At 62.3% G+C, this 25,256-nt stretch carries 23 protein-coding genes and 2 pseudogenes; 6 read left to right on the top strand and 19 right to left on the bottom strand.

Annotated features, from left to right (window positions below; genetic code table 11):
* Positions 1-21 precede the first annotated feature (21 nt).
* From CAF73_RS03030 to CAF73_RS02995, 8 genes are all read right to left on the bottom strand, one after another.
* Positions 22-681: a DUF799 domain-containing protein gene (locus CAF73_RS03030; RefSeq protein WP_085695898.1), complete on the bottom strand. Its 660-nt coding sequence runs from the start codon at positions 679-681 to the stop codon at positions 22-24.
* Positions 678-1,040, bottom strand: coding sequence for a DUF4810 domain-containing protein (locus tag CAF73_RS03025; protein WP_085695897.1), 363 nt, complete (start codon positions 1,038-1,040; stop codon positions 678-680). The genes CAF73_RS03030 and CAF73_RS03025 overlap by 4 nt, the downstream gene beginning before the upstream one ends.
* A gap of 29 nt (positions 1,041-1,069) precedes the next feature.
* Positions 1,070-1,756 carry a CsgG/HfaB family protein gene (locus CAF73_RS03020; protein WP_176247708.1) on the bottom strand — a complete coding sequence of 229 codons (687 nt, stop codon included), beginning with the start codon at positions 1,754-1,756 and terminating at the stop codon, positions 1,070-1,072.
* Between the two features lie 298 nt (positions 1,757-2,054).
* Positions 2,055-5,153 (bottom strand): error-prone DNA polymerase, encoded by a 3,099-nt coding sequence (locus tag CAF73_RS03015; protein WP_218191819.1) that lies wholly within the window; start codon positions 5,151-5,153, stop codon positions 2,055-2,057.
* The gene (locus tag CAF73_RS03010; protein ID WP_085701871.1) at positions 5,129-6,544 is read right to left on the bottom strand and encodes a DNA polymerase Y family protein; all 1,416 of its coding nucleotides are present in this window, start codon (positions 6,542-6,544) and stop codon (positions 5,129-5,131) included. The genes CAF73_RS03015 and CAF73_RS03010 overlap by 25 nt, the downstream gene beginning before the upstream one ends.
* A 7-nt stretch (positions 6,545-6,551) precedes the next feature.
* Positions 6,552-7,169 (bottom strand): translesion DNA synthesis-associated protein ImuA, encoded by a 618-nt coding sequence (gene imuA / locus CAF73_RS03005; protein WP_085695894.1) that lies wholly within the window; start codon positions 7,167-7,169, stop codon positions 6,552-6,554.
* Positions 7,169-7,786 (bottom strand): transcriptional repressor LexA, encoded by a 618-nt coding sequence (lexA, locus tag CAF73_RS03000; RefSeq protein ID WP_085695893.1) that lies wholly within the window; start codon positions 7,784-7,786, stop codon positions 7,169-7,171. Before lexA ends, imuA begins: the two co-directional genes overlap by 1 nt.
* A 202-nt stretch (positions 7,787-7,988) precedes the next feature.
* Positions 7,989-8,906 carry a LysR family transcriptional regulator gene (locus CAF73_RS02995; protein ID WP_085701870.1) on the bottom strand — a complete coding sequence of 306 codons (918 nt, stop codon included), beginning with the start codon at positions 8,904-8,906 and terminating at the stop codon, positions 7,989-7,991.
* Between the two features lie 103 nt (positions 8,907-9,009).
* Here CAF73_RS02995 and CAF73_RS02990 point away from each other — a divergent pair, with 103 nt between their 5' ends.
* From CAF73_RS02990 to CAF73_RS02980, 3 genes are all read left to right on the top strand, one after another.
* A complete protein-coding gene (locus CAF73_RS02990; protein ID WP_085701869.1) occupies positions 9,010-10,764 on the top strand; it encodes an amidohydrolase in 1,755 nt (584 codons plus the stop codon).
* A gap of 151 nt (positions 10,765-10,915) precedes the next feature.
* Positions 10,916-11,653, top strand: coding sequence for a TorF family putative porin (locus tag CAF73_RS02985; RefSeq protein ID WP_085701868.1), 738 nt, complete (start codon positions 10,916-10,918; stop codon positions 11,651-11,653).
* Positions 11,654-11,814: 161 nt separating this feature from the next.
* Positions 11,815-13,473: a phosphoethanolamine transferase gene (locus CAF73_RS02980; protein ID WP_085701867.1), complete on the top strand. Its 1,659-nt coding sequence runs from the start codon at positions 11,815-11,817 to the stop codon at positions 13,471-13,473.
* Positions 13,474-13,480: 7 nt separating this feature from the next.
* On the opposite strand, the pseudogene CAF73_RS02975 reads toward CAF73_RS02980, so the two are convergent.
* From CAF73_RS02975 to CAF73_RS02925, 11 genes and pseudogenes are all read right to left on the bottom strand, one after another.
* Positions 13,481-13,750 (bottom strand): annotated as a pseudogene (locus tag CAF73_RS02975) (DUF971 domain-containing protein); the annotation flags it as partial.
* The gene (locus CAF73_RS02970) at positions 13,747-14,709 is read right to left on the bottom strand and encodes a HEAT repeat domain-containing protein (RefSeq protein ID WP_085701865.1); all 963 of its coding nucleotides are present in this window, start codon (positions 14,707-14,709) and stop codon (positions 13,747-13,749) included. The gene CAF73_RS02970 and the pseudogene CAF73_RS02975, both read right to left, overlap by 4 nt.
* Positions 14,706-14,915 (bottom strand): annotated as a pseudogene (locus CAF73_RS02965) (ABC transporter ATP-binding protein); the annotation flags it as partial. The pseudogene CAF73_RS02965 and the gene CAF73_RS02970, both read right to left, overlap by 4 nt.
* Positions 14,916-14,920: 5 nt before the next feature.
* Positions 14,921-15,694 (bottom strand): ABC transporter permease, encoded by a 774-nt coding sequence (locus CAF73_RS02960; RefSeq protein WP_085701864.1) that lies wholly within the window; start codon positions 15,692-15,694, stop codon positions 14,921-14,923.
* Between the two features lie 98 nt (positions 15,695-15,792).
* The gene (locus CAF73_RS02955; protein ID WP_085701863.1) at positions 15,793-17,196 is read right to left on the bottom strand and encodes an ABC transporter substrate-binding protein; all 1,404 of its coding nucleotides are present in this window, start codon (positions 17,194-17,196) and stop codon (positions 15,793-15,795) included.
* A gap of 237 nt (positions 17,197-17,433) precedes the next feature.
* Positions 17,434-17,679: a ferredoxin family protein gene (locus CAF73_RS02950; RefSeq protein ID WP_007959413.1), complete on the bottom strand. Its 246-nt coding sequence runs from the start codon at positions 17,677-17,679 to the stop codon at positions 17,434-17,436.
* Between the two features lie 25 nt (positions 17,680-17,704).
* Positions 17,705-19,435, bottom strand: a complete 1,731-nt coding sequence (locus CAF73_RS02945; protein WP_085701862.1) for a fumarate reductase/succinate dehydrogenase flavoprotein subunit — start codon at positions 19,433-19,435, stop codon at positions 17,705-17,707.
* The gene (locus tag CAF73_RS02940; RefSeq protein WP_085701861.1) at positions 19,432-20,199 is read right to left on the bottom strand and encodes a GntR family transcriptional regulator; all 768 of its coding nucleotides are present in this window, start codon (positions 20,197-20,199) and stop codon (positions 19,432-19,434) included. The genes CAF73_RS02945 and CAF73_RS02940 overlap by 4 nt, the downstream gene beginning before the upstream one ends.
* A gap of 219 nt (positions 20,200-20,418) precedes the next feature.
* Entirely contained in the window at positions 20,419-21,387 is a 969-nt protein-coding gene (locus CAF73_RS02935; RefSeq protein WP_085701860.1) for a Gfo/Idh/MocA family protein, read from the bottom strand.
* Between the two features lie 9 nt (positions 21,388-21,396).
* Positions 21,397-22,284 carry a Dyp-type peroxidase gene (locus CAF73_RS02930; protein WP_085701859.1) on the bottom strand — a complete coding sequence of 296 codons (888 nt, stop codon included), beginning with the start codon at positions 22,282-22,284 and terminating at the stop codon, positions 21,397-21,399.
* A gap of 56 nt (positions 22,285-22,340) precedes the next feature.
* Positions 22,341-23,375 carry an AraC family transcriptional regulator gene (locus CAF73_RS02925; RefSeq protein ID WP_085701858.1) on the bottom strand — a complete coding sequence of 345 codons (1,035 nt, stop codon included), beginning with the start codon at positions 23,373-23,375 and terminating at the stop codon, positions 22,341-22,343.
* A 211-nt stretch (positions 23,376-23,586) separates the two neighbouring features.
* On the opposite strand from CAF73_RS02925, the gene CAF73_RS02920 reads away from it, so the two are divergent.
* From CAF73_RS02920 to CAF73_RS02910, 3 genes are all read left to right on the top strand, one after another.
* On the top strand, positions 23,587-24,534 hold the full coding sequence (locus CAF73_RS02920) for a transporter (RefSeq protein ID WP_085701857.1): 948 nt from the start codon (positions 23,587-23,589) through the stop codon (positions 24,532-24,534).
* 253 nt (positions 24,535-24,787) lie between these two features.
* A complete protein-coding gene (locus CAF73_RS02915; RefSeq protein ID WP_085701856.1) occupies positions 24,788-24,982 on the top strand; it encodes a stability determinant in 195 nt (64 codons plus the stop codon).
* Positions 24,963-25,256 carry a type II toxin-antitoxin system RelE/ParE family toxin gene (locus tag CAF73_RS02910; protein ID WP_323873466.1) on the top strand — a complete coding sequence of 98 codons (294 nt, stop codon included), beginning with the start codon at positions 24,963-24,965 and terminating at the stop codon, positions 25,254-25,256. The genes CAF73_RS02915 and CAF73_RS02910 overlap by 20 nt, the downstream gene beginning before the upstream one ends.

Here is a 25,256-nt window from a genome sequence, read left to right as displayed (position 1 = left end):
GATCAGTGCGAAACAGGTCGATCAGTCAGTGCCGTACTTCGGCGACCGTGGCCCGTACAGCAGGCCCGCCGGATGTCCGGCCGACAGCAGTCGATTGCTGGCCACACCGGCAATCGGGTAGCCGGCATCGGTGGAACTGTTGATGATCTGCTTCACCGCCGCGGTGATCAGCGCGCCGATCAGGCCGCCACCGCTGTTGTTGCCGCCCTCTTCGCTCGACGCCCGGGCCGCACCGGTCCACAGGGTGACGCCGGTTTTCAGGTCCACCAGCTTGGCGCTCGCGGTGACGGCAGTTTCGCTGCTGATCACCATGTAACGCGTGCCGTACTCGCTGACGGTGATGTACAGCGCCGCGTCGGCACCGAAGATTTCCTGCAGCTTGTTGGCCGGTGCCGCATGGATGTCATCCGGCGTAGTCAGGCCGTTCTGGCGGAACGTCTCGTCAACCAACGTGATCGGCAGCACGTAGTAACCGGCCTCGGCCAGCGGAAAAGTCACTTGCGACAACAGGCTGTAGGACGCCTTGACGTCCGGCGAGGTGTTCAGCGGCGGCAGCACCAGAATGGATTTCGGCCGCGCTTGCTTGTACGCCGAGTAGTCCACGGTTTTAGGTGCAACGCAGCCACCCAGAACGGTCAGCGCCAGGCCTGCGGCCAGCCCTTTCAAGGCACGCGAGATCATTGCGCATCTCCGGTCTTGGCGTTTTTAAGCAGAAAGTCCATGTACGTGCCGGACTCGGGGAACAGGGTCTTCTCGGTGCGCAATTGCTGCACCATCTGATCGTCCTTGCCCATGCTCAGGTACAGCAGACCAAGGTGTGCGTGGTAACCCGGCGGTACCGGCTTGCCACTGGCGCGGATCTTTTGCAGATCGGCTTCCAGCGCTTCGGCCTGGGCCTCTTTCGGCGTTTCGCTTTTGAAGTATTCGTAGACTTGTGGCTGGTAGCCTTCCCACTGGTACAGGGTTTGCGGGCTGCTGCAACCAGCCAGCAGCGCGCCGGCAGCCAGGGCCATCAGCGACCGGGACAGGGACAGATTCATGGTGTGTTGCTCCTTGCGATGGGCGTCTATCAGTTGCCCGGTTTCCAGGCGCCGGCGTTCATGCCATCGACCAGGCGATTGATCGCCTCGCGCATGGCCAGATCGAGGACTTTGCCGTTGAGGGTGGAGTCGTAGGCAGCGGTGCCGCCGAAGCCGATGATTTCGCGGTTGGACAAGGCGTATTCGCCGGCGCCCTGGGTCGAATACACCACTTCGGAGGTGCTGATGTTGACGATGTTCAGGTTGACCTTGGCGTAGGCAACCTGGGTCTTGCCACGGCCGAGAATGCCGAACAGTTGATGATCGCCGGTCTCTTTGCGGCCGAACTCGGTGACGTCACCGGTCACGACGTAATCGGCGCCTTTCAGACGCTGGGCCTGGCCCTTGATCGCCGCCTCCTGCTGGATTTCGCCCATGTTGTCGCGGTCGAGCACGGAGAAACGGTTGGTCTGCTGCAAGTGGGTGATCAGGATGGTCTTGGCCTGGCCGCCGAGACGGTCGACGCCGTCGGAGAAGATTCCGCGCATGTAGCTCGAACGGTTGTCGAACTTGCCCACGGCCATCGGGATCCGCACGCCGGACCAGGCCTGAGCGGCGCTTTCCACCTTGGCCACCGGCAGTGCGCGGGAGCTTTCGGTGGCGCAACCGGCGAGCGAGCCGGCCAGGGTGCCGAGAACGGCAATCGCAATGCCCGAGACCAACATCCGGGAGATCATTCTCACTGTGCATTCCTTCTGAAAATCGATGTGTCCCGGCACGGCGAAGTCGTGGGGGATCGGGAAAGGGGCGGCATTATGCCAAAGTGCCATCAGTGAGGACAGGTTTTTTTGACGTCAGCAAATTGGCTTTTGAAGCGATCAGCTGCCGTCAGCGACCGATCGTTCCCACGTCGAGGCGTCGAACCGTCCGCGTGGGAATGCATACCGTGACGCTCTGCGTCACAGTGGACGCGGAGCGTCCATGGCGGCATTCCCACGCGGAGCGTGGGAACGATCACTAATCAACCAGTTGCCGTCAGTGGAAATCGCGGCTTTGCACCCGAATCCCGTTGAGCAACGGACTGAGATCGCTCAAGCGTCCGGCGATCAGATGCCGCACCTCGCCTTCCCGTTCCCAGCGGCCATCGACCTTGAGCAATTGCGAGCCCACCAGCACCTGACGCTGGCGCTCGGCCAGATCGCGCCAGACCACCACGTTGACGTTGCCGAACTCGTCCTCCAGGGTCACGAACGTCACGCCACTGGCGGTGCCCGGCCTCTGGCGACCGGTCACCAGCCCCGCCACGCTGACCGGCCGGCCATGCTCGACCTCCAGCAACTCCCGGGAGCTGCGGCAGCGCCGCGCCCGCAACTCGTCGCGCAACAACGTCAACGGGTGCGGCCCCAGCGTGGTGCCGAGGGTGGCGTAATCGGTGAACAGGTCTTCGCTGACACTCGGCGTCGGCAGCAGCACATCCGGCTCCTCCTGACTCGGCAACCCGGCAAACAGTCCAAGCTGTTTCTGCACCCCGGCCACTTCCCATCGTGCCCGATGGCGATGACCGGCCAGGCCGCGCAGCGCGCCGGCATCCGCCAGCAGCGCCTGAGCGCGACTGTCGAGCCCGGCGCGCTCGCCCAGATCGGCGACATCGGCAAACGCGCCCCTCGCCCGAGCGCTTTCAATGTTCCGCGCATCCTCTTCGCGAAAGCCCTTGATCATGCGCAAACCCATGCGAATCGCCGGTTGCTCGCCGGCAATCGGCTCCAGGCTGCAATCCCAGTCACTGGCGCGCACGTCCACCGGGCGGATCTGCAAATGATGCCGGCGCGCGTCCTGAAGAATCTGATCCGGGCTGTAGAAACCCATCGGCCAGCTGTTGATCAGCGCACAGGCGAACGCCGCCGGTTCGTGGCACTTGAGCCAGCAGCTGGCATAGGTCAGCAAGGCAAAACTGGCGGCGTGGGACTCGGGAAAGCCGTAACTGCCGAAGCCCTTGATCTGTTCGAAGATCTGCGCGGCGAATTCCGGGCTGTAGCCGTTTTTCTTCATGCCGGCGGCCAGCCGTTCCTTGTGCGGTTCCAGCCCGCCGTGGCGTTTCCACGCCGCCATGGAGCGGCGCAACTGGTCGGCCTCGCCGGGGCTGTAATCGGCGGCGACAATCGCGATCTGCATCACCTGTTCCTGAAACAGCGGCACGCCGAGGGTGCGTTTGAGCACCACTTCCAGCTCCGGTGACGGATAGGTCTCCTCTTCTTCCTTGTTCCGGCGACGCAGATACGGATGGACCATCCCGCCCTGGATCGGCCCCGGCCGGACAATGGCCACTTCGATCACCAGATCGTAGAAGTTCTGCGGGCGCAGACGCGGCAGCATCGACATCTGCGCCCGGGACTCGATCTGGAACACGCCGATGGTGTCGGCGCGGCTGATCATGTCGTAGGTCGGGCGGTCGTCAGCCGGGATGGTCGCCAGGCTCAGATCCTTATGACGATGACGGCGCAGCAGATCGAAACAGCGACGAATCGCACTGAGCATGCCAAGGGCGAGGATATCCACCTTGAGCAGCCCGACCGCATCGAGGTCGTCCTTGTCCCACTGAATGATCGTGCGGTCGGCCATGGCGGCGTTTTCCACCGGCACCAGCGTGTCCAGCGGTTGCTCGGAAATCACGAAACCACCGGGGTGCTGCGACAGGTGTCGGGGGAAGCCGATCAGTTGCCCGGTCAGGCTCAGCACCCGGTGCAGCAGCGGACTTTCGGGGTCGAAACCGCCTTCGCGCAAGCGTTCCACGGGCGGCGTTTCATCGCTCCAGTGGCCGCAGCAGTCGGCCAGCGCATTGATCTGGTCCGGCGGCAAGCCCAGCGCCTTGGCCACATCGCGGATCGCGCCGCTGGCGTGGTAAGTGCTGACCACCGCCGTCAGCGCCGCACGACGGCGACCATAACGACGAAACACGTATTGCAGGACTTCTTCCCGGCGTTCGTGCTCGAAATCCACGTCGATGTCCGGCGGCTCGTTGCGCTCTCTCGACATGAAACGCTCGAACAGCAGCGTGGTGCGATCCGGATCGATCTCGGTGATGCCCAAGGCAAAACACACCGCCGAGTTGGCCGCCGAACCCCGGCCCTGGCAAAGGATTTTCTGCTTGCGGGCGAAGCGCACCACGTCGTGCACGGTGAGGAAGTAGCTTTCGTAGCCGAGTTCGGCGATCAGCTTCAGTTCCTTGTTGATCTGCCTCAGCACCTTGAAGGGCGCGCCGTTTTCCCAGCGCCAGGCGATGCCCTGTTTAGTCAACTGTCGCAGCCAGGAACGACCCGAGTGTCCATCGGGCACCAGCTCTTTCGGATACTGATAACGCAATTGGCTCAAATCGAACGTGCAGCGCCGGGCCAGTTTCACCGATTCGTCCAGCAAGGTCTGCGGATACAACTCGCGCAACACATCGAGGCTGCGCAAATGCCGCTCGCCGTTGGGATGCAGACGCAACCCGGCCTCGGCCACCGGGACGTGGTGGCGGATCGCGGTCATGGTGTCCTGCAAGGCCCGCCGGCCACGGGCGTGCATGTGCACATCGCCACTGGCCACCGCTGGAATCTGCAACTCATCCGCCAGACTCAGCAGTGCGGTCAGCCGTTGCTGATCGTTCTGCCCGCGATGCAACTGCACGGCCAGCCACAGCCGTTCACCGAAGGTCTGCTTCAGCCAGCGGCCCTCTTCCACGTCATCGACCGTATCCGGCACCCACAGCACCCGCAATCCCGGCAATGGCTCGCTGAAGTCCTCGCGCAGCACTTGATACTGGCCTTTCTGCATGCGCCTTCGAGCCTGAGTGATCAAGCCGCACAGCGCCTGATAACCCTCAATGTTCTCGACCAGCAACACCAGTTTCGGGCCGTTCTCGATGCGGATTTCGCTGCCGATGATCAGCGGCAACTCAACCGACTTCGCTGCCTGCCAGGCACGGACAATTCCGGCCAGCGTGCACTCATCAGTGATCGCCAGCGCCTGATAGCCGTGTTTTTTTGCACGCTGAAACAGCTCCAGCGCACTGGACGCACCGCGCTGGAAACTGAAGTTCGACAGGCAGTGCAGCTCGGCATAACCCTGATTCACGCGAACCAGCCTTGCAGCCACAACGGGCCGCCCTCACCCACTGTCCGGTACGCCCAGCCTTGCTGGCCGGCGCGGTTCTGGATCAGGTAATAATCACGGCGCACGTCATCACCGTCCCACCAGCCGGACTCGATCCGTTCCGGGCCCATGAGAATGCGCGCCGAACCTTCGGGCACGGACTGCGGCTCACCCAACAACCAGCCCGGACGCTGCACCCCCGGCAATGCAGGGCAACGCTGTTTGTCGTCGGCGTTCTGCCACGCGCACTCCGGGCGGTGATCGGCCTGAAAGCGCAGGCCCTGCACCGCCTCATCCCCCAGCCGCGCGCGCAGGCGTTCGCGCAGTTGCTCCCAGGGCAAGGTCTGCTGCGGGCGGTCGTCGAACAGTTCCTGAAACTGCGGCACGAAACTCGGCAGATCCTCGGCGCGCAGACGAAAGCCGCGCACCGGGGCTTCGACCTGCACCTGCTCCAGTCGGCCACGGGCCAGTTCAAAGAGCATCGCCGGATCGCGCTCGGCGCTGAGCAGGCCGACCTTGATCAGCGTATCCGGCAGCCCCGCATGTTCCAGATGCAGATCGAAGCGCTGCACGCCGCTGTCGCGCCCGCACAAAAACGCCGCCAGATCGGACGTCAGGCGGCGCAATGGAAACAGCAGCGCCTGATGGGATTGCACGTCGAAATTGAGTTCGATCCGCACGTCGAAACGGTCCGGCGGCAGATAGAACGCCAGCGCCAGCGGCCGTGCGCCGAACAGCGTGTCCAGATGCTTGAGCATCGGCGCCTCGAAACGCCGGGCCAGGGCCTGACGCGGCAGGTTCTGCACCTGATGAAGGTTGCGCAGGCCCATGCGCGACAGCGCCGTGGCCACACTCGGTTCCAGCCCGATACGGTCGACCGGCAATTGCCCGAGGTGGTGGCGCAAGGCTTCACCGTCGGGCACCACCAATCCGTCGTAGGCGTTGGCCAGTATTCGCGCCGCTACCGGGTTGGGCGCGGCGACGATCCGGTGACGAAAGCCCAGCTCGGACAGTTCCGTGCGCAACCGTGCTTCGAACTGCGCCCAGGAACCGAACAGCCCCAGGCTCGATTCGATCTCGAATACCACGGTGCGCGGGTAATGCACGCTGACCTGGGCGCTGAAACGATAGGCCCAGGCGGCGAGAAACTGCTGCCAGTGCTCGACCTCGGCCGAATCGTAATCGACAGTGGTGAACCCTTTGCTCATGGCCTGCGCGGCGGTCATCGACTGCCCGGGACGCAAGCCCAGTGCCCGCGCCGCCGGGTTGACCGCTTGCAGCACCCGGCGCTGGGCCGGGCCGCTGAGCAGCGCCAACGGTTGTTCGGGATCGGGGCGCTGACGCAGCACGGCGTCGAGGGCCAATTGCGGGAACAGAATGCAAACCCAGCGCATGGCGACCTCAATGCCCCACGGCGAAGGCGATCGGTGCGCTGCGCGCCAGACCGCCCCGGCACTTGAGCACGCGCAATTGCGCCGGGCGGGCATCAATGGCAATGCGCAGCGCGGCCGGCGACGGGTTGACCGCTTCGCTCAAGGGGCGCCACGCGAACGCCAGGGTCTGGCCGGTTTCCGCCGCCACCTGCAAACGGCGCAAGGCGCGGTCATCGGCCTTGTGCGGCCAGCACAGCACCGCGCCGCAACTGCCCGAGCGCAGACATTGTTCCGCCGCCCACAAGGCATCGCGTTCACTGGCCTGGATCACCGACAACTGGCGCAGATCGACCCCGGCATTGGCCCACGCCTGCGGGTATGGCACGAACGGCGGCGCCACCAGCACGATGCGTTCGCCCGCTGCCGACAGCCGCGCCAACGTCGGCCACACCAGTTGCAGTTCGCCAACGCCGGGCCCGGCCAGGAGGATTTCGCTCAGCGCCGCTTCCGGCCAGCCGCCACTGGGCAAGGCCGCATCCAGCGCCGCGTGCCCGGTGGGTTGCGGGCTGGCGGTGGGTGGCGCAGGCCGGCCCTTCCAGACCTGGCCGCCATTGAACAGCGTATCCAGCGCAACGACGGCACCCATCAGCCTTGCCTCACCAGACCGCAGAACACCCCTTCGATGGCCAGATCCTGATCGGCCCGCACCACAATCGGCTGGTACGCCGGGTTGCGCGGCAACAGGCGAACCTCATCGCCGATCCGCTCGAAGCGTTTGATGGTGACTTCACCGTCGAGTCGCGCCACCACGATCTGGCCGTTGAGCGCCTCGGGGTTGCGGCGTACGCCGACCAGATCGCCGTCGAGAATGCCGTCCTCGATCATCGAATCGCCCTGCACCCGCAGCATGTAGTCGGGCGTGCGGGAGAACAGTGCGGGGTCGAGCATCAGCCGATTGTGCAGGTCGGCATCGGCGCCGATGGGGGCACCGGCAGCGACCCGGCCGAGTACCGGGACTTCGAGCAGTTCCGGCCGCGCCGGCTGCCCGAGCAGGCGAATGCCCCGGGCCTGATGCGGATTGACCTCGATAAACCCGGCTTCGGTGAGCGCCAGCACATGCTTGCGCGCCACGCTGCGGGAGGCAAAACCAAAAGCCTCGCTGATTTCAGCGAGGCTTGGGGGCTGACCGTGTTCGGCGATGCGTTCGCGGATAAAGGTCAGGATGGCGGTACGGCGGGGAGTCAGATTTGTCATGGAGTACATTTGTACTCTTGTGGGAATTTCCTGACAAGCACCGCCAGTCAGCTCAAACCTACTGATGATCGTTCCCACGCTCTGCGTGGGAATGCAGCCCGTGACGCTCCGCGTCACTGGACGCAGAGCGTCCCTAGAGGCATTCCCACGCAGAGCGTGGGAACGATCAAAGCGGACGGTTCGGCGCCTCGACGTGGGAACGATCTCTCCGTCAGCTCAACCCCCGCTCCGCCAGAAACCCTGCGATGTAGTCGATAAACGCCATAACCTTGGCCGTCGCCCGCCGATGGCTCGGGTACACCGCCAGAATGTGCGGGCCAAAACTGTCCGGGTCGATCTCGTAATCGGCCATGACCCGCACCAGTCGCCCGTCGGCGATATACGGCGCGGCGCTCCACAGCGGCGTATGCAACAAACCGCGTCCGGCGAGAGCGCTGGCCAGCAGCAAATCGTAATTGTCACTGCGCAACAACGGTGCCGCCGGCTGCGCCAGGCTCAGGCGCTGACCGTCGCGCTCGGCCCACCAGAATTCGCGGCTGAGCAACGGATGCCGATACAGCAGCCACTCATGCTGATCGAGGGTCTGCGGTGTGACCGGCAAGCCCTTGCGCGCCAGGTATTCAGGGCTGCCACACAGCGCCAGCCGATTGCTGCCGACCACCCGGGCAATCAGCCCCGGCAAATCATCGTGCCCTTCGCGCAGCGCCAGGTCGTAGCCGCTTTCCAGCAGATTGACGAATTCATCGCACAAATCCACTTGCAGGCTGATCTGCGGGTATTGCTGCAAAAAGCCGTCGCACACCTGATCGAGAAACGCCCGCCCGTAAGCCAGCGGCGCAGTGATTTTCAGGCTGCCGCGCAGGCCGTGCTGCAACTGCTCGATTTCCTCGCTGGCCTCGTCCAGCCGTTGCAGCACCAGGCGTGCGGTTTCCAGATAGAGCCGGCCGATTTCAGTCAGCAGTATCCGCCGCGTGCTGCGCTCGAACAGCCGCGCGCCGAGCTCGGATTCCAGATGATTGACCGCTTTGGTCAGGGCCGACGGGGTCTTGCCCAGTTGCTCGGCAGCGCGGCTGAAACTGCCGAGCTGCGCGGTGACGACGAACATTTTCAGTGCACCCAGCTTGTCCATGCTTTTTCCATTCAGGCAAAAACGTTTTTCGTGAGGGAGGCGTTCTGTCGGGCGTTGGCAGCCACTAATCTGGCCATCAGACGCAATAACACGGAAATGTTCAATGAAAAGATTCATCCCGCATTTCGCAAAAAACGTGCTGATCGCCGCGGTGAGTTTTGCCTCGATGGAAGCCATGGCCGCGACCGATCTGGTGCTGCTCAATGGCAAGATTTTCACCGCCGACCGCGCTCAACCGAAGGCTCAGGCGCTGGCCGTGGAGAACGGCAAAGTGTTGAAAGTCGGCAGCGATGCGCAGATCAAGGCCTTGATCGAACCCGGCACCCAAGTGATCGACCTGAAAGGCCAGACGCTGATGCCCGGCCTGATCGACAGCCACTCCCACGCGATTTTCGGCGGACTGGAAATGGTCTCGGCCAACATGGCAGACGAAGTGGTCGGTCTGGATGAACTGGAAAAACGCCTGCGCGACTGGCGTGACGACGGCAAGGCCCGGCATGGCGACGTATTGAGTGTGGCCGGCATGAGTTCGGCGTACTGGGCCAGGGCTGAAGCGCTGGGCAACCTCTTCAACCATGGCGAATGGGCCGACGTGCCGGTGGTGTTCACCGGCAGCGATCACCACACCGCATGGGCCAACAACGTGATGCTCAAGCGTGCGGGAATCGACGCCGCGCTGTTGAAAACCCTGCCGGACGCGGAAAAAGACACCATCGGCAAACTGCCCAGCGGTGAGCCGAACGGTTTTGTGGTCGATGCCGGCTGGGATCGCGTCGCCTCGAAAATACCGGCGCCGAGCCCGGCCGACCTGCTCAAGGCTGCGCAATCGGCGGTGCGCTTCAACAACAGCCTCGGCATCACCGCGTGGATGGACCCCGCCGCCAACGCCGCGCCGGGCGAGCCGGTGTTCGCCCTCAAGCCCACCGAGAAAACCGTCGGCGTATTGCCGGCCTACAAAGCCCTGTCGGAAAGCGGCGGCATGACCGCCCACGTCGCCGCGCTGCTGGTGGCCAACTCGAAAAGCGTCCCGGCCGATCTCGACACCCTCGACAAGGTTCGTCGGCAGTTCCAGGGCATCCCCCACCTGACGCTGCCGGGAATCAAGATCTTCGCTGACGGTGTGATCGAATACCCGGCCCAGAGCGCGGCGATGATCGATCCCTACAGCAACTCGCACAAACAGGGCGAACTGCTGATCGATCCGCAGCACTTCGGCGAACTGGTCAGCGCTATCGACCAGCGCGGCTGGCTGGTGCACATCCACGCCATCGGCGACCGTGCCGTGCGCGAATCACTGAACGGCATCGCCCAGGCGCGCAAGGACCGGCAGAGCGGCGTGACGCACTCGATCACCCACCTGCAAATGGTCAACCCGAAGGAGTTCGCCCGCTTCAAGCCGCTGAACGTGATCGCCTCGATGCAACTGCTCTGGGCCAGCGCCGACGACTACACCACCGACATGATCAAGCCTTACGTCAGCGCCCTCGCCTTCCGCTATCAATACCCGGCACATTCGCTGCTCAAGCAGGGCGCGACGATTGCCGGCGCCAGCGACTGGCCGGTGTCCTCGCCAAACCCGTTGAACGCCATGGCCCAGGCCATCACCCGCACCGGGCCGCTGGGCGTGCTCAACGCCGACGAACGCCTGGATCGCGAAACCATGTTCTACGCCTACACCGCCAACGCCGCGCGGACCATCGGCCTGGAACAACAGATCGGCTCGCTGAGCCCCGGCAAACAGGCCGATTTCATCGTGCTTGATCGCGATGTGTTCAGCGTCGATGACAAAGCCCTGCATGACACCCAGGTCCTGCAAACCTGGTTCGCCGGCCGTCAGGTCTATACCGCCGCCCAATGACAACAACTGTTCCCCTGTGGGAGCGAGCTTGCTCGCGATAGCGGTATGACCATTAAAAATGATGGCGACTGATACACCGCTATCGCGAGCAAGCTCGCTCCCACAAGTTTTCTCTTTCTGCCCCATAACAACCACAACAACGGGACTTCACATGAAAGCCTTGCCCCTGTTCGCCCTCACTTCCTTGAGCCTGCTGCCCCTGAGCAGCCACGCAATTGCCCTGAACGATGATTTTGCGGTGCTGGTCGACCTGACCCTGGCCAGTGATTACCGCACCCGTGGCATCTCCCAGACCCAGAACGATCCCGCCGTACAGGCCGGTCTGACCCTGGCCCACAGCAGCGGCCTGTACCTGGGCGCGTGGAGTTCGAACGTCGATTTCGGCGGTGGCCTGAAAACCCGTCAGGAAGTCGACTACTACGCCGGCTGGCTGTGGCAGGCGACCGAAGCCGTGAGTCTGGATCTGGGCTACATCAAATACGCGTACCCCAAGGAGAGCCAGTTCAACCAGAGCGAGGTGTACTCGATTCTCAGCGCTTACGGCGTGAAACTCGCGGCGTATTACTCCAGTGACGCGCCGGGCATCGACAGCAAACAGAGCTCGCTCTACAGCTACATCGGCTATGAAACCGAATTGCCGTTCGATTCCGGGCTGAAACTGCGCTACGGCAACATGGACTTCAAGGACCCGCATATGTATTCGGCGTCCGGACACAGCGATGAGTCCTACCGGGAGTGGGAAGTCAAACTGACCCACAACCTGGCCGGCGTGGTGCTGGGTCTGAGCTACATCGACACCGATCTCTCGCAGAGCCAGTGCCTGAGCAGTTGGGGCTTCAAGGACGTGTGCACGGCGACGGTCGTCGCCAGCGTCAGCAAATCTTTCTGACCGAGCGCAAAACTCTGGTGGGGGCCAGATTGCTGGCCCCACATTTTTTTTGCACTCAGCGTGATTTTGTTACTGGATGTTTACGGAATTTTTACCAATGCCCTTCTACAGTTACGCGCGTAACCGCATCGGTTTCGACTGACGTAGAGGAAAGTATCGAAATGGCTTTGGGCAAAGGACTGCGTTTACCGTCCATCACTCCGACCCGGCTGGTGCTGCTGTTTTCGCTGGCACTGGTGGCGCTGTACAACCTGGCGACCTGGAAGGCGCTGGGAACACTGATTACCCTGCAAGGTGCACAAAAACTGGCGTTTTTCGCGTCCTTCGGGCTGTTTCTCTGGGCGGCGATCACGCTGCTGCTGACCCTGGTGTCGTTTCGCTGGACGCTGAAACCGGCGCTGACGCTGGTGGCCCTGCTCTCGGCCTGCGCGGCGTATTTCATGAACGAATACGGGATCACCATCGACACGGTGATGATCCAGAACGTGTTCGAAACCAATCCCGAGGAAGCCACCGCGCTGTTCAGCGGCAAACTGCTGGCTTACGTGCTGTTGCTCGGCGTGTTGCCGGCCGTGCTGATCTGGCGCTGGCCGGTGGTTTATCGACCGTTCTTTCGGGGCTTGCTGAACAAGGTGCTGGTGATAGCGGCTTGCGTGTTGGTGATCGGCGCTTCGGTGGGCGCGTTCTATTCGACCTACGCGCCGATCTTTCGCGAGGAAGACAAGCTCACCCACTTCATCAACCCGACCAACTACATCTACGCGATCAGCAAATACACCAAGCAACGGCTGGGGATCAAAAAGCATTTCGTGGTGCAGGCCATCGGCGAAGACGCGGTAATGAGCGCCAAGGCAGCCAGTCGCGAGAAGAAATCGCTGATGGTGTTCGTAGTGGGCGAAACCGCCCGGGCCGACCATTTCTCGCTTAACGGCTACGAGCGCGAGACCAATCCGCAGCTGAGCAAACTCGACATCCTCAATTTCACCCAGGTGCATTCCTGCGGCACTTCGACGGCGGTGTCGGTGCCGTGCATGTTCTCGATGTTCCCGCGCGAGGACTACAGCGACAAGAAAGGCAAAACCTACGAAGGCCTGCTCGACATCCTGCAACGGGCCGGCGTGCAGGTGCTGTGGCTGGACAACAACAGCGACTGCAAGGGCACCTGCCTGCGCGTGCCGAACCGCGACATCGCGAAGAACCAGCCGGGACCGTTCTGTGACGGCAACAACTGCCTCGACGAAGCACTGCTGGCCGACCTGCAAGGCTACATCGACAGCCTCAAGGGCAACGCGATCATCGTCCTGCACGCCGACGGCAGCCACGGCCCGGAATACTACGAGCGCTACCCCAAGGACATGGAGCGCTTCAAACCGATCTGCCACACCAACCAGCTGGGCAGTTGCAGCCGTGACGAGCTGGTCAACGTCTACGACAACACGATCCTCTACACCGACCATTTCCTGGCCAAGGTAATCGAACTGCTCAAACGCAATCAGGATCACCTCGATACGTCGATGCTGTACGTCTCCGACCATGGCGAATCGCTGGGCGAGAACGGTCTGTACCTGCACGCCGCGCCTTATGCGCTGGCGCCGGAAGCGCAGACCCATGTGCCGATGGTGATGTGGTTCGGCAACAACACCCTGGCGCAACTCGGCATCGACCGTGGCTGCCTGCAAGGCAAAAGCAGCCAATCGGATCTGAGCCATGACAATCTGTTTCACTCAGTGCTGGGGTTGTTCGAGGTCAGGACGTCGCTGTATCAGCCTGGGCTGGATATTTTCCATGGCTGTCGGCCGGCAATGACGGCGGGACAGTGATCCCCTCCAACTGCGCCAGATAGGCCCACGGGTAAATCCCGCGCTGATGGCCGTCGCTGAACACCAGTTGCAGACCGTACCCCTGAGCGTTCAATTCGATGACCCGCACACGCGGGTCAATCATTGGCGGCGAGCCCCGCAGGCGAAACGCCCGGCATTGCGAGCACGGGCATTGGCGGCGCAGTTCGGCATGGTCCAGCAGCTGCTCGCGGCCATCCGGCCAGCTCAGCCGTAACCGGTGCTCACTTCGGGAATTGCCGACCGACAGCGGATTCATTGCAGCTGACTCAAGGCAATCCGCACGGCTTTGCGCACTTCCGGGTCGCCGTCGTCCTGCGCGGCCTGCAATGCCGCCACCGCCCCGCGATCATTCAATTCGCCGAGGGCCAGCGCGGCTTCCTTGCGCAGGTTGCTGATGCGATGGCCGAGGGTGTCGATCAGGGCATCGAGTGCCGGCACATAGCGCAAACGGCCGAGGCTGCGGGTCGCGCGCAGACGAACCTGCCAGTAATCGTCATCCAGGGCTTCGATCAGCGCCGGGCCCGCATCTGTATGGCCGACCTTGCCAAGGGTGGTTGCGGCTTCTTCGCGTACTTGCCAGGCCTGATCCTGCAAGGCCTGACACAACGCGGGCAGCACCTCGGCATCACTCGCCAGGCCCAGGGCGCCGGTGGCGGCGCGACGTACTTCGGTGTCCGGGTCATCACTCGCCAAGCGGGCCAGGCCCGGCAGTGCGTCGAGCTGCTTGAGCCAGCCGAGCACCCCGACAGCTTCGCGACGGACACTGGCATCGGCATCGTTCAGCGCCTGAATCGCGGCCGACGCAGCGCCGGGGAAACGCAACTCACGCAAGGCCCGGAACGCGGCAATCCGCACGCCGGTTTCGGCATGGGCGGTCCACGGCAGAATCACCCGGCCCGCCGCTTCGGTCTTGAGCAGGCTCAGGCTCTGCGCCGCAGCGGCCTGCACCGCCGGCGACGGATCCGTCAGCGCCTGGCACAGCGCTTCAACCACCGGCTCATCTTCCCAGGCCTCCAACAGGCGCGCCGCTTCGGCACGCACTTCTTCGGCGGGGTCTTCGGCCAGGCGCTCGACCAGCCAGAGCAGACCGTCCGGTTCTTCGAGGTCGGCCAGGTCGATCAGGGCAATCCGCCGTACCCCGGCGTCATCGGCCGTCAGGCGCGGTTGCAGGGCGAGAATGTCGTTGTTATCGGTCACCGCAAAAAATGAGGTCATAGGGCAAATCTCGGCAAGGGGTTTTCAGGAGGCAAGCCGAGCGGATTGAGGCGCGGCAGCGGTCGGTCGTTGTCGTGGCGCAGCAGGTCGAGGCAGTGGCGCTTGAGGCGCGAGAACGCATGTCTGGTCACCAGTTCAGTGGTGCGTGGCCGGGGGAAATCCAGGCGCAGGTCTTCGATGATCCGCCCATCCGGGGTTTGCATCACGCTCATCAGGCTTTTCCTCGTGGTCGATGCCAGGGCGTGAACAGCCCGCCCAGGCGTTTGATCAGCAGGCTGCTGCCCATGCCCAACACGCCGATCAGCAACATGCCGACCACGATGTCGGCGTAGTTCTGAATGGTGTAGGACTCCCAGGTGTAGTAACCGATGCCGAACTGGCCGGAGATCATTTCGGCAGTCACCAGACAGAACCACGAGGTGCCCATGCCGATGGCGAGGCCGGTGATGATGCTCGGCGCGGCGCCCGGCAGAATCACTTCCAGCAGGATCGCCCGGCGCGCGGCGCCAAGGCTTTTGGCCGAGGCGATCAGGCGCGGGTCGACGCCTTCGACGCCGTGCACGGTGTTGAGCAGGATCGGGAACAGCGCGCCGGTGAAGGTGATGAACACCATCGACAGTTCAGACGACGGGAACATCAGGATGGCCAGTGGAATCCAGGCGACGGCGGGGATCGGGCGCAGCACTTCCAGGGGTGGTAGCAGCAGGTCTTCGGCCCACCTGGAACGACCGATGGCCAGGCACAGGGCGATGCCGGCCACCATTGCCGCGAGGTAGCCCGCGAAGACCCGGCCGAGGCTGGCGCTCAGGTGCTGGATGAGCTTTCCGGAGTCGCCGAGGCCGAGGGCGGCTTCGATCACGGCCAACGGGGTCGGGACGTTGGCGAAGGTGACGAGGCCGAGGTTCCAGTGATGGCTGGCGGCGAGTTGCCAGAAGAGCAGGCAGAGCAGCAGTGAGGCGGCTCGGGGGATCCAGCGTGAAAACATATATCACCTCTGATCGTTCCCACGCTCTGCGTGGTAATGCCGCCATGGACGCTCCGCGTCCACTGTGACGCAGAGCGTGGGAACGATCTTCGCTTGAGTTAACGGGTGGCAACGGCCTGGGTCGTGGCTTCGGTGAAATCAAAGACTTTCCCGCCCTGAGCGGAGGCAAATTGCTGGGCCTGACCTTTGAGCAAAAACGCGCTGAGGCGCCCCTTCCCATCACTGGCAAACCACGCCTGCTCCGCCAGCAACTCGATCCCGCTGTCACTCGCCTGCGTATACACCGCCCGGATGTTCTTGCCTTTCGACTTCAGTCCCGCCAGTGCGGTAAACGCCTCTTCTGCCGAGGCATAGCGCCGGACCTTGTCCTCACCCCGCACCCAGATTTCCGCGACATGGCTGAAATCGCTGATGGTGTTTCCAGTCGCCGCATCGACAGACTTCAATGGCGTCTGCGCGTAATTGGCCAGTTGCGCCGTGTAATCCAGATTCGAGGCCTTGAACGCGGCACGGATGTACTGATCGTCGATAAAGGTGTTCAGATCGAGCCCGCGATCGGCCTTCTTCAGCAACTTCAGCGTGTCGATCGCGGTGCCCACAGCCTGGCGGTATTCCGGCTTCCAGCTCAGATCGCGGGTCTGCACGCCGAGCGGGCCGTGGAACAGATAATTGACCTCGGCATCGACGCCGGTGACCCTGGCGATCAGTTCGCTGTACTTCTCGGGCTCGGCGGCCAGCAGTTGATTGGCCTCGATGCTGGCGCGCAGGTAAGCGACGACGATTTCCGGGTACTTTTTCGCGTAGGCCTGATCCACCAGTGCACCGTGGAAGGTTGGCGCATTGGCCTGGGCGCCGTCGTAGATCTTGCGGGCGAAGCCACGGCTCGGGAACAGTTCGGCGAACGGTACGAAGTCGGCGTGTGCGTCAATCTTGCCGGCCTGCAACGCGGAACCTGCGACCTCCGGCGGCTGGGCGATGATGTTCACATCTTTCAGCGGATCCCAGCCCTGCTCTGCCACGGCGCGCAGCAACATGCCGTGGGCGGTGGAGGCGAACGGCACGGAAATGGTCTTGCCCTTGAGCTCGCTCAGCGACTGCACGCCGGACGCGCTCGGCACCACGATCCCGTTGCCGCTGCCCTTGATGCTGCCCGACAGCACGCTGATGAACAGGCTGTGTTTGCCGGCGGTTTCAAACGCCACGCCGTTGAAGGCACCGGGGAAATCGGCCATGGCGCCGAAGTCGAGTTTGCCGGCGACCATTTCATTGGTCAGCGGTGCGCCGCTGGTGAAGTTCTTCCACTGCACGTCGTACTTGGCGTCTTTGTAGGCACCGTCGTGAGGCAGGTATTTGTCGAGCAGGCCCAGTTCACGAATCAACAGCCCGCCAGCGGCGCAGTTGATGGTGGTGTCCTGGGTGCCGATGGCAATGCGGATGGTTTCGGCCGAGGCCGACAAGGTGAACGAAGCCAGTACCAGACCGGCGATTGCTGCACGCAACATGGTTGAATCCCCTCGAATCATTTTCAGGATGTTCGTCTCCGCCGCGATCAGGGCGCGGTGGGAAACGAGGGGTGTTTGGTGAGTCCAGCGTCCGGGGTTTACGGATGGCTTTGGGACTGTCTGTGCGGGCATCTTCGCGAGCAAGCTCGCTCCCACATGATCGTCGGTTTACTCATTATTTGCGGCTGACTTCTATCCACTGTGGGAGCGAGCTTGCTCGCGAAAGCGGACTACCGGTCAACGCAGTAAATATGGAATTTCGACTTTAACGGCGCCGGTCGGGCAATCCTTTTCGCAAGGCATGCAGTACCAGCATTCATCGAACGCCATGTAGGCCTTTTGCGTGGCCGGGTTGATCGCCAGCAGGTCCATCGGGCAAACGTCGACGCACACGGTACAGCCCTTTTCGGCGATGCATTTGTCCTCGTCCACGGTGACGGGGGCATTGGAGCGGAAGAAGATTTCCTGGGCTTGATAGGCCATGGTTCGGACTCTCTCTGGTGATGCCTCAAGCGGCGAAAGCGCCAACCCGAAGGCGGTCGTAGGCCTGCATTTCCTCGGCATCGAGCGGGATGATGTAAGGCTCGACGGCTTTCTTGAAACTGGTCATGCGCCCGTCCTCGCCCTTCTTCAGGTGGCAGTGGCAGAACCATTCGCGGTCATCCCGTTGTGGGTGATCGACGCGGTAGTGGTACAGGCCCCAGCGGCTTTCGGCACGGAACAGCGAGGCGCGGGCGGCCATTTCGGCGCAGTCGCGGATCACGCTGGTTTCCATCGCACGCATCAGTTCGTGGGCGTTGTTGGCCTTCATCTCGTTGAGATCGCGTTCGATGTCGCTGAAGCGTTGCAGGCCGATTTCCATCTTCCTGGTCACTTTCGGCGGTTGCAGGTAGTCGTTGACGAAGCGCCGCAGCTTGTACTCGACCTGGGCCGGCGGCAGGCCGTGCTCGCGGTCCAGCGGTGCGTAGACCCGGGCCTTTTCCTTCGCGATCTGCTCGGCATCCAGCGCGGAGAACTCGCGCCCGGCGACAAATTCCGCCGCGTTGTTGCCTGCGAACCAGCCGTAGGTGAACGCGCCCAGCATGTAGTTGTGCGGCACGGCGGCCATGTCCCCGGCCGAGTACAAACCTTTCACCGAGGTTTCGGCGCGCTCGTTGACCCACACGCCGGACGCCGAATGACCGCTGCAAAAACCGATTTCCGAGATGTGCATCTCGACCATCTGCGTGCGGTAATCGGTGCCGCGGTTGGCGTGGAACTGGCCGCGACTCGGGCGCTCGTTGCTGTGCAGGATTTCCTCGATGTTCTGGATGGTTTCTTCGGCCAGGTGATCGAGCTTGAGGAACACCGGGCCGTTGCCACTTTCCAGTTCCTGGTGGAACTCCCACATCATCTGCCCGCTCCAGTAGTCGCACTCGATGAAGCGTTCGCCCTTGTTGTTGGCGGTATAACCGCCGAGCGGGCCGGTGACGTAGGCGCAGGCCGGGCCGTTGTAATCCTTGATCAATGGGTTGATCTGGAAGCACTCCAGGTTCGCCAGTTCGGCCCCGGCGTGATACGCCATCGCGTAACCGTCGCCGGCGTTGGTCGGGTTTTCGTAAGTGCCCATCAGGTAACCCGAGGACGGCAGGCCGAGACGCCCGGCCGCGCCGCAGGCAAGGATCACAGCCTTGGCCTTGATCACATGGAAGTCGGCGGTGCGGCAGTCGAAGCCCATCACGCCGTTGACGGCGCCCTCCTCGTCGGTCAGCAAACGGGTGCAGACAAGGCGATTGGTGATGTTCACTCGCGCCCGTTTCAACTGGCGATAAAGAACCTTCTTGATGTCGTGCCCTTCCGGCATCGGCAGCACGTAGGCGCCCATGTGGTGGACTTTCTTCACCGCGTAATCACCGGTTTCGTCCTTCTCGAACTTCACGCCCCAGCGGTCGAGCTGCTCGATGGTTTCGAAACTGTGGGTGGCATAGGCGTACACCGCCGCCTGGTTGACGATCCCGTCGTTGGCGATGGTGATTTCCTTGGTGTACTGCTCGGGCGTCGAGTGGCCGGGGATGATCGCGTTGTTCAGGCCGTCCATGCCCATGCTGATGGCGCCGCTGCGCTTGACGTTGGCCTTGTCCACCAACAGCACGCGCAGTTCCTTGTTCATTTCCTTGGCCTTGATCGCGGCCATCGGGCCAGCGGTGCCGCCGCCGATCACGACGATGTCGTATTCCTGTTCGAGTGTCGTTCGACTCATGCCTGCTCCCCTTTTTGCCGGTCGATCCGCAGGCGGTACTGGAACGCATCGCCACGGTAGTAAAGGTGTTCGAAGTCCAGCGGTTGACCGTTGGCATCGTGGGTCAGACGCTCGATGCGCATGATCGGCGAGCCGGCCTCGACGTTCAGCGCCTGGGTCAGATCGCTGTCGGCCAGCACCGCATCGATGGCCAGATCGGCATGGCCGAGGGCAATGCCGCAGTCGTTTTCCAGGATCAGGAAGATGTCGCGGGTCACCAGATCGGCCTTCTCCAACCGCTCGCCTATGGCTTTGGGCAGATAGGTGATTTCCATCGAGATCGGCTCGCGGTTGATCAGCCGTACGCGTTTGATCTGGGCGACGATTTCGCCTTCGGCGACCTGCAAGCGCTCGGCGACCCGTTTGTCGGCGGCGATGAATTTGAAGCTGCGCAGGCGGTTGATCACCTCGTAGCCACGGCCGGTCATGGACTCGGCGAGGCCTTGCAAGGTGCTGACGTTTTGAAAAGTCTTGGGTTTGGCGACGAAGGTGCCTTTGCCGTGGATCTTGAAGATCAGCCCTTCCTTCTGCAGATCGCCCAGGGCCTGACGCACGGTGATGCGGCTGACCTTGAACAGCGTGCCGAGCTCGCTTTCGGACGGCATCTGGCTGTCTTGCGGGTATTCGCCGTCGAGAATGCGGGCGCGCAGCACGTCGCGCAGTTGGGTGTGCAGCGGGACACTTGATAAGGAGAGCGGGCTTGAGGAGAGAGCGTTATCGGTCATCACGGGATCACTTGTTATAACGAGTTATGACGTGATCTTAGAGACGTTATGACAAGCTTGAGAAATACCGAATGAGCATAAGGTTAGATGCGCGACACCATCCCCTGTGGGAGCGAGCTTGCTCGCGATAGAGGTGTATCAGTCACCCAAGTTATTGACTGACAGGACGCTATCGCGAGCAAGCTCGCTCCCACAGAGGGGACGGTGTGGTCTGGGGAATTATTGGCGCTTGAGAATCTGATCCATGACCCAATCGGTTTTCAGCGCTTCGGCGGCGACTGCCGGGTGCCTGGACTCACCGCGAATCTGCGCGTTCATGCCGAGTACGTGCTGCCACTGGATGTGCTCGTGATGGGGGATTTCCAGGCTGATGTCTTCGTCGGCATGCAGCTCGACCGGATGCTCGTCGAACACCGAAAAACCGATCCGCCCTTGGCTGCCGATAATCTCGACCCGATCCTCGCGCCGATCCGCAACAAAGCTCCAGCAGCCCATGCCCAATGCGCCCGAGGCGAATCGCCAACTGGCGCTGACCGCATCTTCCGCCGCGTACAGCCCGGCCTGACGCGCCGTGAAACCTGCGACTTCCACGATGTCACCGAGCAGATACAGGAACAGGTCGAACCCATGGCTGGCCAGATCCGCAAAATACCCGCCACCCGCCACCGTTGGATCGGTGCGCCAGTTCGCGCTGCCGTCCAGATCCTTTGGTGAAGGCGCTTTGGTCAACATCCAGCTCAGGTGCCGCACCTCGCCGATACGCCCCTGCTCCAGCCATTGCCGAACCTGCTGGAATCGCGGCAACGAACGGCGGTAATAGGAGACGAACAGGTGCAGACCGGCCTCGGCGAACACCTGCTGCATCTCACGGCTTTGCCCGGCATTGAGGGCCATGGGTTTTTCCACGCAACAATGCTTGCCGGCGGCGGCGACTTTCAGGCTGTAGGCGTGATGGCTGTCGGGGGGTGTGGCGATGTACACCGCGTCCACTTCAGGGTCGTTGATCAGGGCATCGACGTCGGTGCAGGTCCGGGCGATGCCGTGGCGCGCGGCGTAATCGGTCACGGCTTCGAGGCGTCGCCCCATCACCGCCACCAACGCCGAGCCGGGCGCCTTGTAAAAGGCCGGCCCGCTCTTGCGTTCGGCGACGCTGCCGCAACCGATCATGCCCCAACGCACCACCTTCATTCTTGTGCCTCAGCCAATGCGCAGTGCGCGCAAGTCGAGGTGACCGTTTTGCAGCGGCGGACACCAGTAGTAGCCGCCGGTGATCGGCCGGCTGATGCGATACAAGCCGTCAGTGATGCCGTCCTCCAGACCGCTCATGCGGCGCAGTTGCGCTTCGAACGCGTCAAGGGAGAAACCGAACGCGAGGAACATCAGGCCGGCACGGTCGCCTTCGATCCACGGCATCGAACGGCGCAAGACGAAGGCCTCCGGGGCGAAGCTTTCCTGGGCGGTGCGCTTGACGTGGGCGGACACCGGGGCGTCGTCGATCTCTTCGTTGTCGCTCAGGCGACGGCCCATGATGTTGTCCTTGTCTTCGGCGGACAGCGCATGGAAACCCTTGAGGTCGTGCTGCCATTGCTGGATCGCGGCGAAACTGCCACCCACCAGACCGTCCGCACCTTCACTTAGCAGTGCGGCGGCGATGGCGGCTTCGTCGTGCGGGTTTTCAGTGCCGTCTTCATAACCGGTGAGGTCATGGCCGTCCTTGTGGCGGAAGGTTTCCTGCATCTGCACCAGACGCAGTGCCGGGGCCAGTGTGGCCTCAAGTGCGGTGCTGCGGTTGAGCAGTTCGCCACGGTCGACGCCGTGCAGCCAGACCCACAGGGCGTGCTGGGTCGACGGGTTTTCCACGCCGACGCCGGTCAGCGCCGGGAAGCTGCGCAGGCCGTCGATCTTCACATTCAGAGCCTTGGCCAGGGATTCACCGAAACCGATTACCGCCGACTTGCCGTCCACCAGATTCAGCAGGTTGTCGATCGCCTGCGGCAGCGCTTCAACCGACTCGAGGGCGAAAAACAGGTGACGTGCTTGCGGCGGAACTGGGGTGGCGAGGATGCCCGGCTGGTAGTAACTCATGTCGACTCCTTGGAAAGAGCGCGGAGTTTAACTGTAGGCGGAAGATTTGTGTGGGATCAGATGACGCACTCGCTGCGCCACGCACTCGGACTTTTCCCCGTCCAGCGTTTGAACGCCCGCCGAAAACTGCGCACGTCGCTATAGCCGACCTCCTCGGTGATGCGTTCGATCGGCATGTCGGGATTGGCCAGCAGGCTCATGGTTCGCGCCTGGCGCACTTGCTCCAGGAGTGCCTCGAAAGTCAGAGAGTGCTCGGTCAGCCGCCGACGCAAAGTACGGCTGCTCATATTCAAGTCGCCAGCGATCTTTTCAATGTGGCTGCCCCGGCTCAGGTCCCGGGCAATCGCCCGCTCTACTGCCTGGATCAGATCAAGTTTCTGATGAACCTGCGCCGCTTCCAGTTCCAGCAACTTGACCGCCTGACGCAGCGCCAGCGAATGGTGGTTGGGCAAATTCACATCCAGCCACTGCACGTCGATCAGCATGCGATTGTGCAGGCAGCCGAAGCGCACGTCCGGCCCCAGCAGCCGCCGGTATTCATCGACGTAATCCGGCGTGGCGTGCATGAATTGCACGGCAATCGGCTTGAACGTCTCGCCCACCAGCGCCCGGCCGTAGACCAGCAGGCTGGCGAAAAACTCTTCGACCGCGAACACCTGCACCTCGGCAAACGGCAACCGGCATTCAACGTCGACATACACCTGATCACCCACCACATCGACGCTGGAAACCACAATCCCGCCGGACGTGTGCTGGTGCCGAACCCCGATTTCGAAAGCGTCGCGCAAGGTCTTGCACAGCGACAGCACATGCCCGAGCAGCCCCAGCGTACCCAGCACATTCTGCGCGCCGACCCACAGGCCCAGCCCCTGATTGGGCAACGCCTTCAGCGCCCGCTGGATCATGGCCACGGCCTGCCGGTAGGAAATCCGCTGTGCCGGATCCTGCAGGTCTTCGAAATCAAAACCCAGGCCACGGCACAGGCTCTGCGGCTCGATGCCCTTGCCGGCGACGACTTCGGCCAGGGTCTGCAACAGAAATGGCGACACCAGCGCCAGATCGAAGGTAGGGTCTTGGAGTTTTACGTTCATGGGGGCTGACATTCCGGATCACGTTGAATTGTTATTTTTGTAACCGGTTATGTCGAAGGAAGTTAGCACAGGGTTGACCGACTGTCCGCAGAAGCCCCCTTCCGTGTCCGCCAATACCCTGCCCCGGCGCGCGCCAAGGGCTTATTTCTATAGTGGCCGGGCGCCCTGCGCGCCGGCGTTGCGCCCAAACACAATAATAATGAGGACGGCCATGACCCCGAACCGCGCGACTTTCCCTGTGCAACTGGCGCTGAGCCTGCTTGGCTGCGCCGCGACCCTGCCGGTGCTGGCTACCGAAGCCGGCGTCGACAACATCGGCCCCGGAACCGACGGCTTCTTCATGTTGCCGCTGGAAGTCGACAGCCTTCCGGAGAACATGGTCGCCTTCAACCTCTACTACAACCACTACAAATCGACGAAGCTCAATATCAGCTCACTCGGCGGCAAAGTGCCGAATGTCGAGATCGAATCCACCGCGGTCATCCCGCGCCTCGATTACCTCAGCCCGGTGCGGATCTTCGGCGGACGCCTGGCCGGCTACATCGCCCAGCCGTGGCTCAAGCAGGAGGTTTCGGTATTCGGCCTCAGCGACACCCGCGAAGGCATGGGCGATACCACTATCGCGCCGATCATCCTGTGGGACATGGGCAAGAACCTGACCCTCGGCGCAGCCGTTGAAATCACCTTACCCACCGGCGAATACAGCGTCGATCGGCTGGCCAACACCAGCAACAACTTCTACACCTACAAACCGCTGTTCTCCTTCACCTGGTTGCCGACAGAACGCACCGAGGTGTCGATGAAAACCACCTACAGCTTCAACGAAAAGAACAAGGACACCGACTACAAGTCCGGGCAGATCTTCCACTTCGATTACTCGGCCAGCTACAAGATCACCGATGACCTGATGCTCGGCATCAACGGCTACTACCTCAAGCAGACCACCGACGACAAACAGTTCGGCCACACCGTGCAGTTCGCCGGTCAGGACGTTGATGACGGTGTGCGCGGCAAAGTCTTCGCCATAGGTCCCGCGCTGCACTTCACCTTCCTCAAGTACGCCAGCGCGGAGATTCGCTGGGCCAAGGAATTCGACGTAGAGAACCGGCCGGAGGGGGAAATGTTGTGGGCGAAGGTGAGTATTCCCTATGCGTTCTGAGTGCATTTGTAGGAAGGCGCGCGCGGATTTGTAGGCTGGAAACCTGAAAAACGCTGGGGTGGAATAGGCCTACAGCGGCGGTCGAGATTGCCGGACAACGGAGGGAAACGTCCGGCAGATTTGAAAGGGGGGCTTGCAGATACTGAGTCCCGCTACCTCATGGTTCCTCAAGGGCTCATGGGGTGCATCGTCTGCCAGTGACGACAATGGGCCATTCCCCCTTAAACTGCCGAGATTGAACACGGAGATCACTATGAGCATATTGCTTTCCCCGTTTTATTCTGACTTTGAATCCGAAGAAGAGGCAGAGAGCTACGATCGCTGGTTTCGCGCCAAGGTGCAGGCTGTACTGGATGACCCTCGCCCGGGCATTCCCCATAAAGAAGCCATGGTGCGGCTCGACCAACTATTAGAAGAGAAACGCAAGAATCGACCCGCTGCCGCTTGAATGGAGCAATCAAGCTCTGGACGATCTGGCTGGCATTATCGACTACGTTGAACAATACAACTCAAACGCTTCAACGGCTCTGCAGCACAAGGTTGGTGCAGCGACGCAAAGGCTTTCATCAATTCCCTATGGTTACCGGTCCGGTCGAGTGCCAGGCACTCGGGAAATGGTGGTCAATCCAAACTATCTGCTGGTCTATCGAGTGAACGGGCACATCAAAATACTGACGTTAGTCCACACCCGACGACAATACCCACGAACCTCATCAACCTAA

The organism is Pseudomonas sp. B15(2017) (assembly GCF_002113215.1).
Classification (GTDB): Bacteria; Pseudomonadota; Gammaproteobacteria; order Pseudomonadales; family Pseudomonadaceae; genus Aquipseudomonas.
The sequence above is the reverse complement of the archived record's forward strand: the minus strand, read 5'-3'. Positions and strand labels throughout refer to the sequence as shown.

Bases quoted from the DNA above. Each gene is read 5' to 3' on its own strand.
- CAF73_RS03030 (WP_085695898.1), bottom strand. From the start codon at position 681: ATGATCTCGCGTGCCTTGAAAGGGCTGGCCGCAGGCCTGGCGCTGACC.
- CAF73_RS03025 (WP_085695897.1), bottom strand. From the start codon at position 1,040: ATGAATCTGTCCCTGTCCCGGTCGCTGATGGCCCTGGCTGCCGGCGCG.
- CAF73_RS03020 (WP_176247708.1), bottom strand. From the start codon at position 1,756: ATGATCTCCCGGATGTTGGTCTCGGGCATTGCGATTGCCGTTCTCGGC.
- CAF73_RS03010 (WP_085701871.1), bottom strand. From the start codon at position 6,544: ATGCGCTGGGTTTGCATTCTGTTCCCGCAATTGGCCCTCGACGCCGTG.
- imuA (WP_085695894.1), bottom strand. From the start codon at position 7,169: ATGGGTGCCGTCGTTGCGCTGGATACGCTGTTCAATGGCGGCCAGGTC.
- lexA (WP_085695893.1), bottom strand. From the start codon at position 7,786: ATGTACTCCATGACAAATCTGACTCCCCGCCGTACCGCCATCCTGACC.
- CAF73_RS02995 (WP_085701870.1), bottom strand. From the start codon at position 8,906: ATGGACAAGCTGGGTGCACTGAAAATGTTCGTCGTCACCGCGCAGCTC.
- CAF73_RS02990 (WP_085701869.1), top strand. From the start codon at position 9,010: ATGAAAAGATTCATCCCGCATTTCGCAAAAAACGTGCTGATCGCCGCG.
- CAF73_RS02985 (WP_085701868.1), top strand. From the start codon at position 10,916: ATGAAAGCCTTGCCCCTGTTCGCCCTCACTTCCTTGAGCCTGCTGCCC.
- CAF73_RS02980 (WP_085701867.1), top strand. From the start codon at position 11,815: ATGGCTTTGGGCAAAGGACTGCGTTTACCGTCCATCACTCCGACCCGG.
- CAF73_RS02970 (WP_085701865.1), bottom strand. From the start codon at position 14,709: ATGACCTCATTTTTTGCGGTGACCGATAACAACGACATTCTCGCCCTG.
- CAF73_RS02960 (WP_085701864.1), bottom strand. From the start codon at position 15,694: ATGTTTTCACGCTGGATCCCCCGAGCCGCCTCACTGCTGCTCTGCCTG.
- CAF73_RS02955 (WP_085701863.1), bottom strand. From the start codon at position 17,196: ATGTTGCGTGCAGCAATCGCCGGTCTGGTACTGGCTTCGTTCACCTTG.
- CAF73_RS02950 (WP_007959413.1), bottom strand. From the start codon at position 17,679: ATGGCCTATCAAGCCCAGGAAATCTTCTTCCGCTCCAATGCCCCCGTC.
- CAF73_RS02945 (WP_085701862.1), bottom strand. From the start codon at position 19,435: ATGAGTCGAACGACACTCGAACAGGAATACGACATCGTCGTGATCGGC.
- CAF73_RS02940 (WP_085701861.1), bottom strand. From the start codon at position 20,199: ATGACCGATAACGCTCTCTCCTCAAGCCCGCTCTCCTTATCAAGTGTC.
- CAF73_RS02935 (WP_085701860.1), bottom strand. From the start codon at position 21,387: ATGAAGGTGGTGCGTTGGGGCATGATCGGTTGCGGCAGCGTCGCCGAA.
- CAF73_RS02930 (WP_085701859.1), bottom strand. From the start codon at position 22,284: ATGAGTTACTACCAGCCGGGCATCCTCGCCACCCCAGTTCCGCCGCAA.
- CAF73_RS02925 (WP_085701858.1), bottom strand. From the start codon at position 23,375: ATGAACGTAAAACTCCAAGACCCTACCTTCGATCTGGCGCTGGTGTCG.
- CAF73_RS02920 (WP_085701857.1), top strand. From the start codon at position 23,587: ATGACCCCGAACCGCGCGACTTTCCCTGTGCAACTGGCGCTGAGCCTG.
- CAF73_RS02915 (WP_085701856.1), top strand. From the start codon at position 24,788: ATGAGCATATTGCTTTCCCCGTTTTATTCTGACTTTGAATCCGAAGAA.